The sequence below is a fragment of the Octadecabacter algicola genome, assembly GCF_021532625.1.
GTDB lineage: Bacteria > Pseudomonadota > Alphaproteobacteria > Rhodobacterales > Rhodobacteraceae > Octadecabacter > Octadecabacter algicola.
The window spans coordinates 129,797-146,141 of the sequence record NZ_JAKGAR010000002.1; the positions used below are offsets into that span (position 1 = coordinate 129,797).

Here is a 16,345-nt window from a genome sequence, read left to right on the forward strand (position 1 = left end):
TTAGATGACCGTTTACGCCCTAAATGGCCTTGGCCGTATTGGTAAACTCGCCCTGAAACCCTTGCTAGCACGCGGTGCCAAAATCGCATGGATCAACGATGCGGTTGGCGACCCTGAAATGCACGCCCATCTGCTGGAGTTCGATACAGTCCACGGCCGCTGGAACGCCGAATTCGCCCATGACGCGGACAGCGTCACCATTGATGGCACCCGCCTTCCGTTCATCGGAACCCGCGACCTTGGCGCACTGCCACTCGAAGGTGTTGATGTAGTAATCGACTGCACCGGAGTTTTTAAAACCGAAGAGAAACTCGCGCCATATTTCGACGCGGGCGTCAAAAAAGTTGTCGTTTCTGCGCCGGTCAAGGATGGCGATGCCGCGAATATCGTATTCGGTGTGAATGACGATACCTACCAGCCAGACCGCCACCGCATCGTTACCGCCGCCAGCTGCACTACCAACTGCCTCGCTCCCGTGGTCAAGGTCATCCACGAAAACCTGAAGATCAAACACGGCTCCATCACGACCATTCATGATGTGACCAATACGCAAACCATCGTGGATCGTCCTGCCAAGGACTTGCGCCGTGCGCGTTCGGCCCTCAATTCGCTGATCCCAACAACAACCGGCAGCGCCACGGCAATCACGTTGATCTATCCTGAACTAACGGGTCGCCTCAACGGGCATGCAGTCCGTGTTCCGCTGCTTAACGCGTCACTGACCGATTGCGTTTTTGAAGTGGAGCGTGAAACCACCGCAGAAGAGGTGAACGCCCTGTTCAAAGCCGCGTCTGATGGGCCATTGAAGGGTATCTTGGGCTACGAAGAGCGCCCGCTGGTCTCTACTGATTATACCAACGATGAACGCTCCAGTATCGTCGACGCCCCGTCAACGATGGTTATCAATGGCACACAGGTGAAAATCTACGCGTGGTATGACAACGAAATGGGCTATGCGCACCGTCTGGTGGACGTGGCTTACATGGTTGGTGACAGCCTGTGAGCGACACGTCATCGCAGCCTGAGGGTCTGTCGGCCTACATTGCAGTCACTGCGGCCTACTGGGCGTTTATGCTGACCGACGGCGCGTTGCGCATGCTGGTGCTGCTGCACTTTCATACGCTGGGTTTCTCAGCCGTTCAGCTTGCCTATCTCTTCGTGCTTTATGAAATTGCGGGCGTCGTCACGAATCTTTGTGCGGGCTGGATTGCTGCACGGTTCGGGCTGACATCAACGCTCTATGCCGGTTTGGGACTGCAAGTATTGGCTTTGTTGGCTTTGACACAGCTTGATCCGGCTTGGGCGCTTGGCACATCCGTGGTCTTTGTGATGTTGGTGCAAGGCGCGAGTGGTGTGGCCAAAGATCTGGCCAAGATGTCGTCGAAATCGGCGGTTAAATTACTGGCCCCGACCGAAGGCGGCGGGTTGTTCCGCTGGGTCGCACTCCTGACGGGGTCTAAGAACATGGTGAAAGGCGCGGGTTTCTTCTTAGGGGCTGCTCTTCTGGCAGCCGTTGGTTTCGTCTGGGCGGTGCTCGGCATGGCTGCGATCCTGTTCGTAATCCTGCTCGCGGTTCTAACCGTTATGCCCGACGGTTTGCCCAAAGGCAGCAAAGGCACCAAATTCTCCGAGGTATTTTCCAAGTCGGCAAATGTGAACTGGCTTAGCGCCGCTCGGGTCTTTTTGTTTGGCGCGCGCGACGTCTGGTTTGTCGTCGGAATCCCCATCTATTTCTACGCAGTCTTGTCTGATGGCACGACAGAAGGGAACCGCACGGCATTCTTCCTCATTGGGACGTTCATGGCGGTCTGGGTGATCTTGTACGGCTTGGTGCAGGCTAACGCGCCGCGGATTCTACGTGCAAAAACGCGGTCGGAACATGAGTTGATCGGTGCCGCCCGCAAATGGGCTTGGGGTCTTGCCCTTGTGCCTGCGGCGCTCACCTGCGCCGCGCTCGCCGCAGAAGGGCCTCAAACATGGCTAACGATTAGCATCGTGGTTGGATTGCTGACGTTCGGGGCTGTCTTTGCCGTGAATTCCTCTCTCCATTCCTATCTCATCTTGTCCTTTACCAAGGCAGAGCGGGTTACGATGGATGTGGGATTCTATTACATGGCTAACGCAGCGGGTCGTCTTGCAGGAACGCTGTTGTCCGGTTTCACCTATCAGGTCGGTGGGCTGCCACTGATGCTGGGCGTCGCGGCTGTTATGGTTGCGCTTTCTGCTGTGATGGTTGGCTTTTTAAGACCCGAACATGAGCCACCATTATCTCAAGCGCGATGACAACGTGATGGCCCGCGCATGAATTTCCGCTATGCGGACAAAGCGACAACTGCAAACGTTAGGGTTTGGGGTACTCAGAAAGCCATACTTCCATACCAACTTTCACGAGTGTTTGCATCGCGGAGACAGAAAGGATGGCTCCGCCACCAGTCGCGTCCGGCCTTAGGCTAAAACCGATGTCAGCAACGTAGCTCCCCTTCGGAAGATTCGTTCCGTCTTTCTCAAGCCAGCGTTCAAATTCAAAGAGTTGGGCCGGTAATTCCCAGCCATCATCGCAAAGCCATGCTATAGATTTTGGCTTCTCTTTAGAGGGGGCGGCTTCCTCTAAGCTGGCAAAAATATTGATGGGCACTCAGAACCTCATTTCTTAACGATGTGATCAGGATGCAAGCAATACAAGGCGCAAAACAAGAGGAATTCGTTGAGGCTTCTGGCAATCAATTACTGATCAAATGGGCTCAAAGCGGACATTCCCATTCCTTCCCATTCCTTCCCATTAATCTGGGATCATTTTCCCTGGATTAAGGATGCCGTTAGGGTCTAGGGCCGCTTTGATTTTTCGCATCATATCTAACGCCACGGGGTCTTTGCGACGGCGCATAGTGTTCAGCTTGGATAGACCGACACCGTGTTCGGCTGAAAAACTACCGCCCAACTCCTCAACCACGTCTTCGATGGCTTCAACGACTTTATCATTTAAGGCGGTATCATCGCGGGATGGGTAGACGCTGTAATGCACATTGCCGTCACCAAGGTGGGCGACGAAGTTTGGTTCAAAATCGGCATCGAGCGCCGCCATGCGAACAGCCACTTTTTCAAAAAACGCCGGCACCAGATCAAGAGGAAGCGCAACGTCAGTATCCACAATAGGTTGGCGCCAAAACGCGAGCTCTGCAGCCGCCTCTCGGCGCTCCCACATTTCGCGACGTTGACCTTCGTTCTGGGCGACGACAGCGTCAAGTACAGTGCCGTCTTCCATCATGTCGGCCATGATGTCCAAAAGGGTCTCGTTCACATCGAAATCGGTCGTGGTGGCGACTTCGACCATGATGTTGATGTCACGGGGCGCGTCAAAGGGTTCGCGGGCGCCGTCTATGCGGTCCATGTGCACGTCAATGTAGTTGCGCGGCATGTACTCGAACGCCTCAACAGAACGCCCTGTGGCGTCTTGTGCGCGGTTCAGGAGCGTGAGGGCGTCCTCAAGAGTGGGGGTGGCGACCATCGCTGTAGCGTAGCTACGTGGTTTAGGGGCCAGCTTTAGAATGGCTTTCGTAATCACACCCAGTGTGCCTTCTGATCCGATCAGAAGTTGCCGCAAGTTCAGGCCGGAATTGTCTTTGTGCAGGGATGACATCAAGTTCACGACACGCCCGTCAGCCAAGACCGCCTCAAGCCCTAGAACAAGGTCACGGGTGTTCCCGTAGCGCAGCACGTTGGAACCGCCTGCGTTGGTGGACATTACACCGCCAATCATCGCCGATCCACGTGCGCCGAAAGTTAGTGGGAAAATTAAATCCTGCATTTCGGCTGCATCATGAAGGGACGACAGAATCACACCAGCATCCACGGTTGCGGTACGGGCTGCGGTGTTAATCTCATGGATCGTATTCATGCGGTCCAGCGACAAAAGCACCCCACCGGGCGCATAGGTCCCGCCAACCAACCCCGTGTGACCACTGACCGGGGTGATGGATTGTCGTTCTTGATTGGCCAGGGCCATAATCTGCGAGACTTCGGATGTGGACGCGGGGCGCAATACAACACCCGGTTCGGCACAGTACTTACCTGTCCAGTCTTTTGACCAACGGGCGGTGTCCGCGCCAGTCAACGCAAACTTATCCCCCACAATAGCAGCAAAATCTTGCAGCAACGGCATATCAATCTCCCCCAAGCTTGAACCTAGGTAACTACGTCAGTGAGTTAAAGAAAAATACTATGAAAAGGGAGTGCGTGGTGGCGTTACCTGGATTTGAACCAGGGACCTAACGATTATGAGTCGTTCGCTCTAACCAACTGAGCTATAACGCCATGCACAGCGGGCGGGATAGTCGCGCTTGAGCGTCCTGTCAAACCGATTCTGCTGCTTTTGTGGGGTTGTTCTTTCTTCGTGCCCTTGATCAAGTCTACGGACGAGGCGAAGGGGCGCAAAATGACAGATAAACAGTGGGAATTTTGGGTCGATCGCGGCGGAACGTTTACCGACATTGTGGCGCGCACCCCCGACGGAGATGTGCGCACACATAAACTGTTGTCAGAAAACCCTGAACAATACGCCGATGCTGCCGTTCAAGGGGTTCATGACCTGATCGGAACGTCTGATCCAGCGCTTGGATCTATCTCAGCTGTTAAAATGGGCACCACGGTTGCAACCAATGCTTTGCTTGAACGCAAAGGCGAAAAAGTTCTGTTGTTGATCACGGACGGGTATCGCGATCTTTTGAAAATAGGCTATCAGACCCGCCCAGATTTATTTGCATTGGAGATCGTTCGCCCAGAACTGCTGTATTCCGAGGTGGCTGAAGTTACCGAACGATTGGACGCTGAGGGCCATATTCTTGTGCCGCTAGATGAAGACGCGGTTCGTGTATCGCTGCAGCAGGCGTTTGATTCTGGCCTAAGGGCAGTCGCCGTTGCGTTTCTACATGCGTACCTTAACCCTGAACACGAAATTCGCGTGGCCCAGATCGCGACTGAGATCGGATTTACTCAGATAAGCACCAGTCATGAAGTCTCGCGCCTCGCCAAACTGGTCGGGCGCGGGGACACAACGGTGGTGGATGCTTATCTGTCGCCGATTCTGCGGCGCTATGTTGATCAGGTGGCAGGTGCTTTGGATGTGGGGCGTGTGTGTGAACGGTTGTTTTTCATGCAATCCAGCGGCGGGCTGACGGATGCCGCGCGGTTCCAAGGACGTGATGCCATTCTGTCTGGTCCGGCGGGTGGGATTGTCGGCATGGTCAAAACCGCAGAGGCCGCAGGGCATCCCAAGTTGATCGGTTTCGACATGGGCGGCACCTCGACGGATGTCAGCCACTACGCGGGCGAATATGAACGCTCGTTTGAAACCGAAGTCGCAGGCGTGCGTATGCGCGCGCCGATGATGGATATTCACACCGTTGCGGCGGGGGGCGGGTCGATCTGTCGTTTTGCGGATGGACGGTTCCAAGTGGGCCCTGAAAGTGCAGGCGCGAACCCTGGCCCAGCATGTTATCGACGCGGCGGTCCTTTGACCGTGACGGATTGCAACGTTCTCTTGGGAAAGTTGAACCCCGAACATTTCCCCCAGGTGTTTGGACCAAATGGGGACCAACCACTGGACGTGGCGACAGTTCGTGCAAAGTTTGAAGCGATGGCCGCCGACGTGGCACACGAAACAGGCAACGCCCCGCGGGCCGTAGAAGACATCGCTGAAGGATTCCTCGCGATTGCGGTCGATAACATGGCCAACGCGATCAAAAAGATCAGCGTTCAGCGCGGTCATGATGTGACGGACTATACCTTACAGTGTTTTGGCGGCGCGGGCGGGCAGCATGCGTGTTTGGTGGCCGAAGCCTTGGGCATGTCGCGTGTGCTGATCCATCCGTTCGCGGGTGTTTTGTCTGCATTCGGGATGGGGTTGGCTGAGCTGCGGGAACTTCGCGAAGTGCAGTTTGATGCGCCATTGTCGGATGTGAAACGTGCCGAGGGTGAACTGACGGCGATGACCAAAGACGCGCGTGACACTGTCTTCGGGCAGGGTGCCGCTGAAGTGCGTACGATGGCATGGGCGCATTTAAGGTACGACGGAACACAGCAGGACCTACGGGTGGGTTTTGGCAGCGCGGATGCCATGAAGGCCGCCTTTGAGACTGCACACCTCGCGCGGTTTGGCTTCACTAGCCCGAACGCTGATATCTTGTTTGAAATGCTAAGCGTCGAAGCGATTGGAGAGGGCGCGGACCTGCCGGACCTCGGCGTGAAAGCAGCACAAAACCCCGATCCAGTCGCGACCTATGACCGTCCCTTTTATGACCGTGAGACAATGGGTGTCGGCGATAAAATCAACGGCCCCGCGATTGTTCTGGAACCAACAGGTACCAACGTCATCGAGGCTGGTTGGCAAGCCGAAGTAGATACGCTCGGCAATCTGATCCTTACGACGGACAACACCTCACGGTCTCTCAGCGCAAACAGTGACGCGGATCCCGTGGTGCTTGAAGTGATGTCCAATCTGTTCATGTCGGTGGCCGACCAAATGGGCGCAACGCTTGCCAACACCAGCCAGTCTGTAAACATTAAGGAACGGTTCGATTTTTCCTGCGCGATCTTTGACAGCGCGGGTGATCTGGTGGCCAACGCACCCCATGTGCCTGTGCACCTCGGGTCGATGTCAGACAGCATCAAAACGGTGATGAAGGGTTGGCCGGATGTAAAAGACGGCGACGCGTTCATGCTCAATTCGCCGTACAACGGCGGCACCCATTTGCCTGACGTAACGGTGGTGACGCCTGTGTTCATCGACGGCAAACCTCGGTTCTGGCTGGGCTCTCGTGGGCACCATGCCGATATTGGGGGACGCACGCCGGGGTCTGCACCGCCAGACAGCAAGCACATCGATGAAGAAGGTGTGTTGATCGACAACATGAAGCTGGTTTCGGCGGGGCGTTTCCTTGAGGAAGACGCGCGTACGACGCTCGCATCGGGCAAGTACCCGTGCCGCAATCCAGATCAAAACATTGCTGATCTAAAGGCGCAAGTGGCAGCCAATGCAACGGGCCAGGCTGAACTCAACCGTATATGTACCAGCTACGGCGCGGATGTGGTCAGCGCTTATATGGGGCACGTGCAAGACAACGCCGAAGCCAGCGTGCGCCGGGTGATCGACAGCCTTTCGGATGGGATCTTTAGCTACCCAATGGACGAAGGCCAAAGCATTGAGGTTTCGATTACTGTCGACAAACCCAGTCGCTCGGCAACGGTCGACTTCACAGGCACCAGTGCACAGCATGCGGGTAACTACAATGCGCCTTATGCGGTGTGTCGCGCGGTGGTCTTGTATGTGTTCCGCACGCTTGTCGGATCTGCGATCCCGCTCAATGAGGGGTGTCTGAAACCGCTTAACATCATCGCGCCCGAAGGGACGATGTTGAACCCAACTTATCCGGCTGCGGTGATTGCAGGGAATACAGAAGTGTCTCAGGCAACGTGCAATGCGCTTTTCGGCGCACTTGGCGTGATTGCTGGATCACAGGCGACAATGAACAACTTTGTTTGGGGCAATGAGGCGTTTCAGAACTACGAAACCATTGCGGGCGGAACAGGAGCGGGCCCTGATTTCGATGGCTGTGATGCAGTGCAAAGCCATATGACCAACACCCGCATGACAGACCCCGAAGTGCTGGAAAAACGCTTTCCTGTGCGCCTTGATCGCTTTGAGGTGAGGGATGGATCAGGGGGTAAAGGGGCGCATGTGGGCGGAAACGGTGCCCGCCGTATGATGACGTTCCTAGAACCCGTTACCGTTACGACGCTGTGTTCGCACCGAATTGTGCCGCCCTTTGGTGGGGCAGGAGGTGGTGCCGGTACGGTTGGGCGCAACTGGGCTGTTTTGCCTGATGGCACGCGGCATGACCTGAGAGGAAACGATGAAATTGACCTTCCAGCAGGCGGGCAATTCGTGATGGAAACACCCGGAGGCGGTGGTTGGGGCGAACCTTAAGTTACAGGATCACCTGATGCTCGGCTTGCCCGACCGCATCAACGGAGGTCGCGAATGTTTTGCCGTCATCTGGGCCTGACTGTCCTATTCCAGCTGAGGTGCAGAATAACGTCTTGAACCCGACGCCACCAAAGGCAGGGCAACTGGTCTGTTTCGCTGGAAACGAGATGGTTTGCGTGAGCGTGCCATCGGGTGCATAACAGGCCACCCGATTAGCGCCCCACTGAGCGTTCCAAAAGTTTCCATCCAAATCCACGACGGCCCCATCCGGCCCCCATGGAGTATCGCCAAAGTCGAGCCAGACTTCGGGGTCCCCAACGGGCCAACCATCTTTTTCGGCCAGTTTTTGACGCATGATCTTGCGGGTCTTCGTGTCGGTAAAAAAGGCATGGGTGGCATTGGGAACGAAACAAATCGCGTTGGACGTAGAGATACCAGCGAACAGTTTGCGCACTTCTCCACGGTAGTAGCGATAGATCGCGCCAGCCTTGGCTTCTCCGTCCATACCCATTGTTCCGATCCAGAACCCGCCCCAAGGATCGGCGCGACCATCATTTGAACGGGTAATCGGGTTGTCGACTTCGATCTCGGCGATCTGGTCGCCCGTACTGGTCGTCAAATCAAAGACATGCAGTCCGATGCTGTCCGCGATGAGAAGGCGGTTGTCGTCCACCCAGCCAGCGGCGGAAACATAACGGGTAAATTGCCAGTGATGGTCCTTGGTGTGTAGGCGTTTTGACAGGATATCAAACCAATACAGCTCCCCACGCGACGGGTGCCAAAGGGGGCCTTCACCCAGAGTACACTTGGTTTCGTCAAAGATCATGATTGGGCGCCCCTCGGCCCTTAGTACGGTTGTCAGAAGGGCCAAAGCAAGCATTGGATCGCTTTGGCCAATGGTAAAAGTTACGAATTAATTCGAGTTAACAGACGACTAAGCGCTGCTACCGCTTTCCGTAATACAATCCGACGACATGTTCGGCTTGTGCAAAGAATAACCAACGTGCGGTAAAAACACCGACAAGGTGGCTGATCGCGGCCAGTGCAATAAAGATAAACGATTGCCCAAGAAGAACCAAGGCAAGCGGAACAGCAATCATCAGGATCAACGCAATGATGCGAAGTTTCAAAGCATGTTTACGTCCGATCACATAAACGAACTCGTTCAGCAGGTAGTTGGTGCCTGTGTGTGGCGGCTCAAAGGCACGAACTTCACCGCGTGCGCCAAGGCCCGTTGCGGTCGCCAATGTTGTCCCACTTTCTGCTAGGGCGCGATCCCCAAACAACCAATGCCCGATTTGGGCTGCGGCAGCGAGGATCAGCAATGGTACAGCGAATTTGACCTCTCCGGCCAACAAGGCGCCACCAGCAATACAGATGGAAAGGAACATTGCAGGGGTCGTCGTGTTGTTCCAACGCGGAACCGTTTTGATTTGTGTGTAGATCATCGAGGTCGTGAAAACGGTCCCAAACGAGAGGATTGCGCCGATGGTCCCTAACAGCCCGATACGGGTGCCAAAGAACACTAGTCCCGCGCCGTAGATCGCCATGACAACCAGCGCAGCGACGGCGCAAATACCTTCGCGTGACAACCAGCTGGAGCGCCACTGCTTAAACGCCTTCATCGCGCGTTCAGGATGACCAAGGTGGAAGGTCGAGGCAATCAACCCGCCCACCGCCAGTAGATAGGCTAACGCGAAATATCCAAATGCTAACCCACCTGTGACAACGGGTAGGCCAAGACCGAGGAATGCCAAAAGGCCAAAGCCCGCGCCGGACATCGTGGAAAACAGAATAACAGAAGGTGCTGGATGCATCAGTTTGATCCCCCTTTAGGGCCGCCGGGCATGGCATCGAGTGCTTTGTCTAGCCAACCAAGGAAACCCTTGGGGGCCTCTGTGATGGGTTCAAGGAATGGGGCGAGGATATCGACCTCTTCCTTAAGGGATTGGTCCTTGGGCCGTGGTGGCAGGTATTTGTTCACGGGTTTTGTACCCATCTCTGGCATCAGGTCCATACCGCCGCGTTGCGCGGTCAATTGCGAGACATTACTGTCAGGATCTGCGAAGTCACCAAAGTGACGTGCGCCTGCAGGGCAGGTGCGCACGCAGGCAGGTTCACGGTCTTCTTCGGGTAGGTTTTCGTTATAGATGCGGTCCACACACAGCGTGCATTTCTTCATGACCTTTTCTTCGGCATCCATCTCACGGGCGCCATACGGGCATGCCCACGCGCACAATCCACAGCCAATACAATCGCTTTCGTTGACCAGAACAATCCCGTCCTCGACCCGCTTGTAGCTGGCCCCTGTCGGGCAGACGGTGACGCATGGGGCGTCTTCGCAGTGCAGGCAGGATTTAGGGAAGTGGATCAGCTGAGCGGGGGCCGCCTCGGGCTGAATTTCATAGGAATGCACGCGGTTCAGAAACGTGCCGGTCGGATTCGCGCCATATGGGTCTTGGTCTGACAAGGGCGCGCCATAGTTTTCTGTGTTCCACCCTTTACAGGAAATGACGCAGGCATGGCACCCGACACAGGTATCAAGGTCAATCACAAGCCCGAGTTTACGGTCCGTTGATGTGGGAAGCGTTGTCATGTGGTGGCCCCTAATTGAATGGGTCGGATCAAGCTGACGGGTTCTTCCTTGCTGGCGTCCCATGTGGCGACGAACCAGATGAACGATCCAATCATCAAGGCGAGGAAGGCGAAGATGAGGAGCAGGGTGCGGATCATTTGCCGACCTTCCATGCCTGTGATTTGGGCCCTTTTCCAACGGGGGATTCTTGTGGTGAGAATTCCGGTTTGGACTGGTCAGCCGCTGGGGCGTCTGTCTTTTCGATCTTAACGCGCAGGTCGAACCATGCGGCTTGGCCGGTGATCGGATCAGAATTGGACCAGCGCATGCCGTCACCTTTGGCAGGCAGCAATTCGTGGATCAGATGATTCAGCAAGAACCCTTCTTTGGTTTCGGGGGCGTCCTTGTCCAGCGCCCATGCACCTTTGCGTTTGCCAATGGCGTTCCATGTCCAGACAGTGTTTTCGTTCAGGGCCGCCATATGGGCGACGGGGACGGTGATGGTACCGGATGGGCTGGTAACTTTGGCCCAATCGCCGTCCTCAAACCCGTTGGCCTCCCAGATCTTGGTTGGCACATACAATGGGTTGCGTCCGTGGATTTGGCGTAGCCAAGCGTTCTGCGTTCCCCATGAGTGATACATCGCCATCGGGCGCTGGGTTAGCGCGTGGACGTTGTATTCGTCACAGTCGATCATTTCGTCTGACAGCGGCGCATACCAGATCGGCAGCGGGTCCATTGTGTCCTTTACCTGCTGGCGCAGGTGATCCGGTGGTTGGACGCGTCCGTGACCCTCGGCGGCCAATTGCATACGGCGAAGCGGTTCAACGTAGGGGGTGAAAATGTAGGGCTGAACGGAATCATAGAACCCCATTTCTACTGCCCAGTTTTGGTAGGCCATGTTGAAGGGCTTATAATAAGACGCCTCTTCTGGGACGTGAGAGACCCAGAAACCGCCGTTCTGGATGTAGCTGTCCAACTGACCCTCATTGGGGTCTCCACGACCGTCTTGCAGCCCATCTTCGCCCATGCGCCAACCCGCCAAAGGCCCGATTCCGGGGCGGCGGATGTGGTTGGTGATGTAATCTGCGTAGTCTTCGTATTTTTGACTGCCGTCTTCGTTCACAAAGCCAGTAAGGCCAAGTCGCGCACCGAGTTCGCAAAGTACGGATTGAAAGCCGCGCACATCGCGGTCGGGTTCGACCACGGGCCAACGGATCGCGTCAGCCACGCCGTCGGCTTCGCTGATGGGGCGATCCAACAGGCTGATGCAATCGTGGCGCTCAAGGTAGGTCGTGTCCGGCAGTATCAGGTCGGCATAGGCGACCATTTCGGATGAATAGGCGTCTGAGTATATGATGTGAGGGATGACGTAATCGCCGTTCTCATCCTTATCCGTCAGCATTTCCATGACGCCAGTCGTGTTCATCGAAGAATTCCACGACATATTCGCCATATACATAAACAGCGTGTCGATCTTGTACGGATCACCTGCATGGGCATTGGAAATGACCATATGCATCATGCCATGCGCACTGAGAGGGTTTTCCCACGTATAGGCCTTGTCGATGCGAATGGCGGAACCATCTTCGTGCAGCATCAAATCATCTGGGCCATGGGGGTAACCAAGGTGTGGCCCATTGAGAGCGGCCCCTGGTGTGACTTTGCCGTGGGGTTTTGGGTGTGCGGTTGCGGGCTTGGGATAGGGCGGTTTGAACCGCATCCCGCCGGGGGTTTCGACTGCCCCAAGGATGATCTGCAAAGTATGGAGCGCACGGCACGTCTGGAACCCGTTCGAGTGTGCTGAAATCCCGCGCATAGCGTGCATCGACACAGGCCGGCCCACCATCTTGTCGTGCTTCTTGCCGCGAAAGTCCGTCCACGAACGGTCCAGCACAATTTCTTCGTCAAAGGCGACGCGGGCCATATCCGCGGCAAGCCGTTTGATCCGAGATGCTGAAATACCGGTCTTGTCGGCGGCTTCCTCGGGGGCGTATTTTGGATCAAGAAAACGATCTGCCATGAGGTGGAAAACCGGGCGATGTGTAACACCAGCCGCGCGGTGGGTGCCTGAAAGGTCAGGTTCGACCCCTTGGCCATTCCATGGAGCAAGATGACCGGTGTTGCGATCGATTACCAACGGTTCGCCATCATCATCGCGCATCAACAGGCCGAATTGGTCTGACTTAGTGTCCTCATTCACAAGACAGGACGCGTTGGTGAACCGAGCAAGGTAATCAAGGTCGAGCTTGCCCGCCTTAAACAGCTCATGGATCAATGCCATGATTAGCAGCCCGTCCGTGCCCGGAGTGATGCCAAACCAATCGTCCGCCACGGCATTGTAGCCACTGCGGATCGGGTTGACACCAACCATACGTGCGCCGCGGTCTTTGATCTTGCCGATGCCCATTTTGATCGGGTTGCTGTCGTGGTCTTCGGCGACCCCGAACAGCACGAACATCTTCGTGTGGTCCCAATCGGGTTGGCCAAATTCCCAGAATGCGCCGCCCATCGTATAGATGCCCGCCGCCGCCATGTTCACCGAACAGAACCCACCATGTGCGGCGTAGTTCGGTGTGCCGAACCCCTGCGCCCACAATGACGTAAACGATTGCGACTGATCGCGCCCTGTGAAGAACGCTAGCTTTTCGGGGGCTTCCTTGCGGATAGGTTCCAGCCACTCAGTGGCCAATGTTAGGGCTTCTTCCCAGCTGATTTCCTCAAACTCGCCCGACCCGCGTTCACCGACCCGTTTCAGCGGCGCTTTTAGGCGTGACGGCGCGTTAACCTGCATGATCCCTGCCGAACCTTTGGCGCAAAGAACGCCTCGGTTGACGGGGTGGTCTTTGTTGCCTTCGATATATGCAACTTTACCATCCTTCATGTGGACATTGATGCCGCACCGACACGCGCACATGTAGCAGGTCGTCTTACGCACCTCATCAGAGACGGGGGGCGACGTGTCGAGGTTTGGCTGGTCTTTGGGCATTGAAAGAAACCTCTAGCTAACAAGTGTTCGGATGAGCCCAGCAGACGCGAGACCGATCAAAAGGATAAGGCAAAATGGACGATAGTAGGCTGATAGCCGTTCGGTAAAGAGCTGTTGCCCTAAAAGAACGCCAAACATTGTTGGGCCTGCAAAGACCAAACCGCGTGCTGCGCCAGAGAAATCCATCACGCCAAACAGCAGCAGCACAACCATCGACGATGCGGAGCCAAGAAACAAATAGAGCACAAGCGAGGCCCGCATCACACGGGCAGATTGATCTGCAGCGAGAACGTAAAACGCCACGACCATGCCGCCGACATGGGCAACACCGGACACAATTCCGGCGACAATACCCGTGCCATAAAGACCCGGTTTGCTTGCCAAGAAAGACAACCGCACTTTGGCCAGCTGGCTGATCGCAAGAACAACAATAACGCTGAGCGCCAGTGCCTTTGATGTCTCAACCGGAAGAGACAACGTAAGCCACAATCCAATTGGCCAGCCAATCAATGCGCTGATCACGAGGCCATAAGCCATTGGGCGGTCTGCTTCGGCCCAGCCGTTTTTCATCATCAGCAGTGATGCTGACATTTCCAGCCACCACAGCATTGGGATCAGCTCAATCGGGGGCAGGATAACGACGGCTGTGGCCATAACCATTGCAGACAATGCGAAGCCCGAGAACCCACGTACGATCCCAGCCAACAGGGTCAGTCCAACAAGAATGAAGAAATGGTCTCGGCTAAGCTCCGTTGTCTCTAGAATCCAGTCCATCAAGTGGTGACCTGCATCGCATCTTGCGCGATCTGACGCTCTTCGCGGGCCTCTACGGTATGAAAGGGAACATCGCCCAAGAAGCTCAAATGCGCCATTATACGGTCGCGAATAGGTGCGCTGTTTTCACCAATGCCGCCGGTGAACGCCACAGCGTCGATACCGCCCATTGCGACAATCGCACTTCCCGCATGGCGCGCCGCCCAGTAACAGAAATGATCAACCGCAAACTGTGCGTCAGTGCCGTCAGACGCCAGCAAGTCGCGCATATCGTTCGTCCCAGCGAGCCCCTTAAGACCTGATTGTTTGTTGAGAAGGGTACCCGCCGCGTCGATCCCAATCTCTTCCGCGATCCGTAGCACGGCCATACCATCAATGCAGCCCGTGCGCGTGCCCATGGTCAGCCCCTCGAGGGGGGAGTATCCCATGGATGTGGCAACAGATTTACCATCAAGGATCGCACAGAGAGATGCGCCATTGCCGAGGTGAAGCGCCAGAAGGCGCTTGGGAATACCAGCGCCGAAATGATCCACCATTGATGCATAAGACAACCCGTGAAACCCGTAACGTCGTATGCCCGCGTCGCGCTGGGCTTTGGGCAAGGCATAGGTGGTCGCCAAATCGGGTTGTGTGGCGTGAAACGCGGTGTCAAAGCTAGCAAACTGCGGCAGGTCAGGGCGTACGGTTGCCATCGCATGGATGCCCGCCAAGGCAGGGGGATTGTGTAGCGGGGCAAGCGGTACATTCGCCTCGATCGTAGCAATAGCCGCGTCAGTTAGGCGTGTTGGTGCGGTCAGCTTTGTGCCGCCATGCACGACGCGGTGAGCAACGGCTGTAATCTCGTGCCCAGAAAGCGCATCAAGAATGACAGCAATGCCAGCCCCATGATCATGGGCCGCGACAGTCTGTTTTTGCCCTGTGACTGACAGGACAGCGTCACCATCTGCGTCCCCCAATCCGGTGAGGGTCGCGCCTGCAATTTCAGTAAGGGTACCGTCAAAGATTGCGGCCTTAATAGAAGACGATCCGGTGTTGAGAACCAGAATCATCCAGCTGCCCCCGCCAATACGACGCCCAGCGCCGCCGATGCCAAACGCGCGGGCGCTTTTTGGCTACGGGATGTAAGTAGGATCGGGACTTTGGCTCCCATCACGATACCACCTGCGCAGCAGCCCATGCCCAGCACCATCAATTTGAAAACCGCGTTTCCTGTTGTGATGTTGGGCGTCATGATGATGTCTGCGTCTCCGGCGACAGGGTTTTCATACCCTTTCACAGCGGCTGCTTCCTTTGAGAGGATCAAGTCCATGGCAATGGGGCCAGCAACATCCGCATCGGGCAAATGATCCTTTGCCCAGGCCGTAATCGCGGCACTTTCCATTGTGTTGTTTATCGAGGGGATTGGGTCTTCTGTTGGGGCCAACAGTGCCGCCTTTGGCCGCTGTGTTCCAAGAATTTTGGAAAGCTTAACGGCATGGGTCAAGCACGCCTGCCGTGTTTCGATGCTTGGATCGACGTTTAGCGCCGCATCGGTCAGCAGCAACGGGCGGTCGTGCCCAGGTGCCGTGATGTGAAAAACATGGCCACAGCGTGTGCCCTTTTCGCGCAGGCCCGCCTTGGACGGCAGTAGCCCTTTGAGGAACGTCGAAGTGTGGACCTGACCCTTCATGATCGCGTCAGCTTCGCCTTCGCGGGCGAGCTCGGCGGCCTTGACGGCGGCTTCTGCGTGGGGCGCATGGATCACGGGCAGGTCGGAAATATCGTAGCCGATCTCTTCGGCGGCGGCGCGAATCTTTGCCTCATCACCAATTAAGATTGGATTTGCGAGGCCTGCTTCGGCTGCTTCTTTAATACCAGCAAGCGGCGTGACAGCCCCCGCATTTACGAGTGCAACGCGCGGCACAGGCAGGCTACGCGCCTGATCCAGAAGGCGTTGCGGGGCAACAGGTGATTGGGCGGATAGAAACGGATACTCGGACATGAAAACGCGGGCCTTTCAATGGGGGCGGTTCGGGGTGGAGTTCTC

At 56.0% G+C, this 16,345-nt stretch carries 13 protein-coding genes and 1 tRNA gene; 3 read left to right on the plus strand and 11 right to left on the minus strand.

What is annotated here, in order from left to right; all coding sequences use genetic code 11:
• The first annotated feature begins 4 nt into the window (after positions 1-4).
• Together L0666_RS07445 and arsJ are read left to right on the plus strand one after the other, a co-directional pair.
• On the plus strand, positions 5-1,003 hold the full coding sequence (locus L0666_RS07445) for an ArsJ-associated glyceraldehyde-3-phosphate dehydrogenase (protein WP_235259835.1): 999 nt from the start codon (positions 5-7) through the stop codon (positions 1,001-1,003).
• The gene (gene arsJ, locus L0666_RS07450) at positions 1,000-2,283 is read left to right on the plus strand and encodes an organoarsenical effux MFS transporter ArsJ (protein ID WP_235259837.1); all 1,284 of its coding nucleotides are present in this window, start codon (positions 1,000-1,002) and stop codon (positions 2,281-2,283) included. Before L0666_RS07445 ends, arsJ begins: the two co-directional genes overlap by 4 nt.
• 58 nt (positions 2,284-2,341) lie before the next feature.
• On the opposite strand, the gene L0666_RS07455 is transcribed toward arsJ, so the two are convergent.
• The 3 genes from L0666_RS07455 to L0666_RS07465 all read right to left on the minus strand — a co-directional run bounded on the left by L0666_RS07455 (position 2,342) and on the right by L0666_RS07465 (position 4,311).
• A complete protein-coding gene (locus L0666_RS07455) occupies positions 2,342-2,635 on the minus strand; it encodes a hypothetical protein (RefSeq protein ID WP_235259846.1) in 294 nt (97 codons plus the stop codon).
• Between the two features lie 144 nt (positions 2,636-2,779).
• The gene (locus L0666_RS07460) at positions 2,780-4,159 is read right to left on the minus strand and encodes an FAD-binding oxidoreductase (protein WP_235259848.1); all 1,380 of its coding nucleotides are present in this window, start codon (positions 4,157-4,159) and stop codon (positions 2,780-2,782) included.
• Between the two features lie 75 nt (positions 4,160-4,234).
• Positions 4,235-4,311: transfer RNA gene (locus L0666_RS07465), tRNA-Met, on the minus strand.
• Between the two features lie 121 nt (positions 4,312-4,432).
• Between L0666_RS07465 and L0666_RS07470 the strand changes: the two genes are divergently transcribed.
• The gene (locus L0666_RS07470; protein ID WP_235259856.1) at positions 4,433-7,981 is read left to right on the plus strand and encodes a hydantoinase B/oxoprolinase family protein; all 3,549 of its coding nucleotides are present in this window, start codon (positions 4,433-4,435) and stop codon (positions 7,979-7,981) included.
• A 1-nt stretch (position 7,982) separates the two neighbouring features.
• On the opposite strand, the gene L0666_RS07475 is transcribed toward L0666_RS07470, so the two are convergent.
• The 8 genes from L0666_RS07475 to L0666_RS07510 all read right to left on the minus strand — a co-directional run bounded on the left by L0666_RS07475 (position 7,983) and on the right by L0666_RS07510 (position 16,300).
• A complete protein-coding gene (locus L0666_RS07475) occupies positions 7,983-8,807 on the minus strand; it encodes an SMP-30/gluconolactonase/LRE family protein (protein ID WP_235259858.1) in 825 nt (274 codons plus the stop codon).
• A gap of 118 nt (positions 8,808-8,925) precedes the next feature.
• Positions 8,926-9,798 carry a dimethyl sulfoxide reductase anchor subunit family protein gene (locus tag L0666_RS07480; RefSeq protein WP_235259862.1) on the minus strand — a complete coding sequence of 291 codons (873 nt, stop codon included), beginning with the start codon at positions 9,796-9,798 and terminating at the stop codon, positions 8,926-8,928.
• Positions 9,798-10,577 (minus strand): 4Fe-4S dicluster domain-containing protein, encoded by a 780-nt coding sequence (locus tag L0666_RS07485; RefSeq protein ID WP_235259864.1) that lies wholly within the window; start codon positions 10,575-10,577, stop codon positions 9,798-9,800. The genes L0666_RS07480 and L0666_RS07485 overlap by 1 nt, the downstream gene beginning before the upstream one ends.
• Positions 10,574-10,714, minus strand: a complete 141-nt coding sequence (locus L0666_RS07490) for a hypothetical protein (RefSeq protein WP_235259865.1) — start codon at positions 10,712-10,714, stop codon at positions 10,574-10,576. Before L0666_RS07490 ends, L0666_RS07485 begins: the two co-directional genes overlap by 4 nt.
• Positions 10,711-13,545 (minus strand): molybdopterin oxidoreductase family protein, encoded by a 2,835-nt coding sequence (locus L0666_RS07495; RefSeq protein WP_235259866.1) that lies wholly within the window; start codon positions 13,543-13,545, stop codon positions 10,711-10,713. The genes L0666_RS07490 and L0666_RS07495 overlap by 4 nt, the downstream gene beginning before the upstream one ends.
• 12 nt (positions 13,546-13,557) lie before the next feature.
• Entirely contained in the window at positions 13,558-14,319 is a 762-nt protein-coding gene (locus tag L0666_RS07500) for a sulfite exporter TauE/SafE family protein (protein ID WP_235259868.1), read from the minus strand.
• On the minus strand, positions 14,319-15,368 hold the full coding sequence (locus L0666_RS07505) for an acetate/propionate family kinase (RefSeq protein ID WP_235259871.1): 1,050 nt from the start codon (positions 15,366-15,368) through the stop codon (positions 14,319-14,321). The genes L0666_RS07500 and L0666_RS07505 overlap by 1 nt, the downstream gene beginning before the upstream one ends.
• The gene (locus L0666_RS07510) at positions 15,365-16,300 is read right to left on the minus strand and encodes a phosphate acyltransferase (RefSeq protein ID WP_235259873.1); all 936 of its coding nucleotides are present in this window, start codon (positions 16,298-16,300) and stop codon (positions 15,365-15,367) included. The genes L0666_RS07505 and L0666_RS07510 overlap by 4 nt, the downstream gene beginning before the upstream one ends.
• Positions 16,301-16,345: the final 45 nt, after the last annotated feature.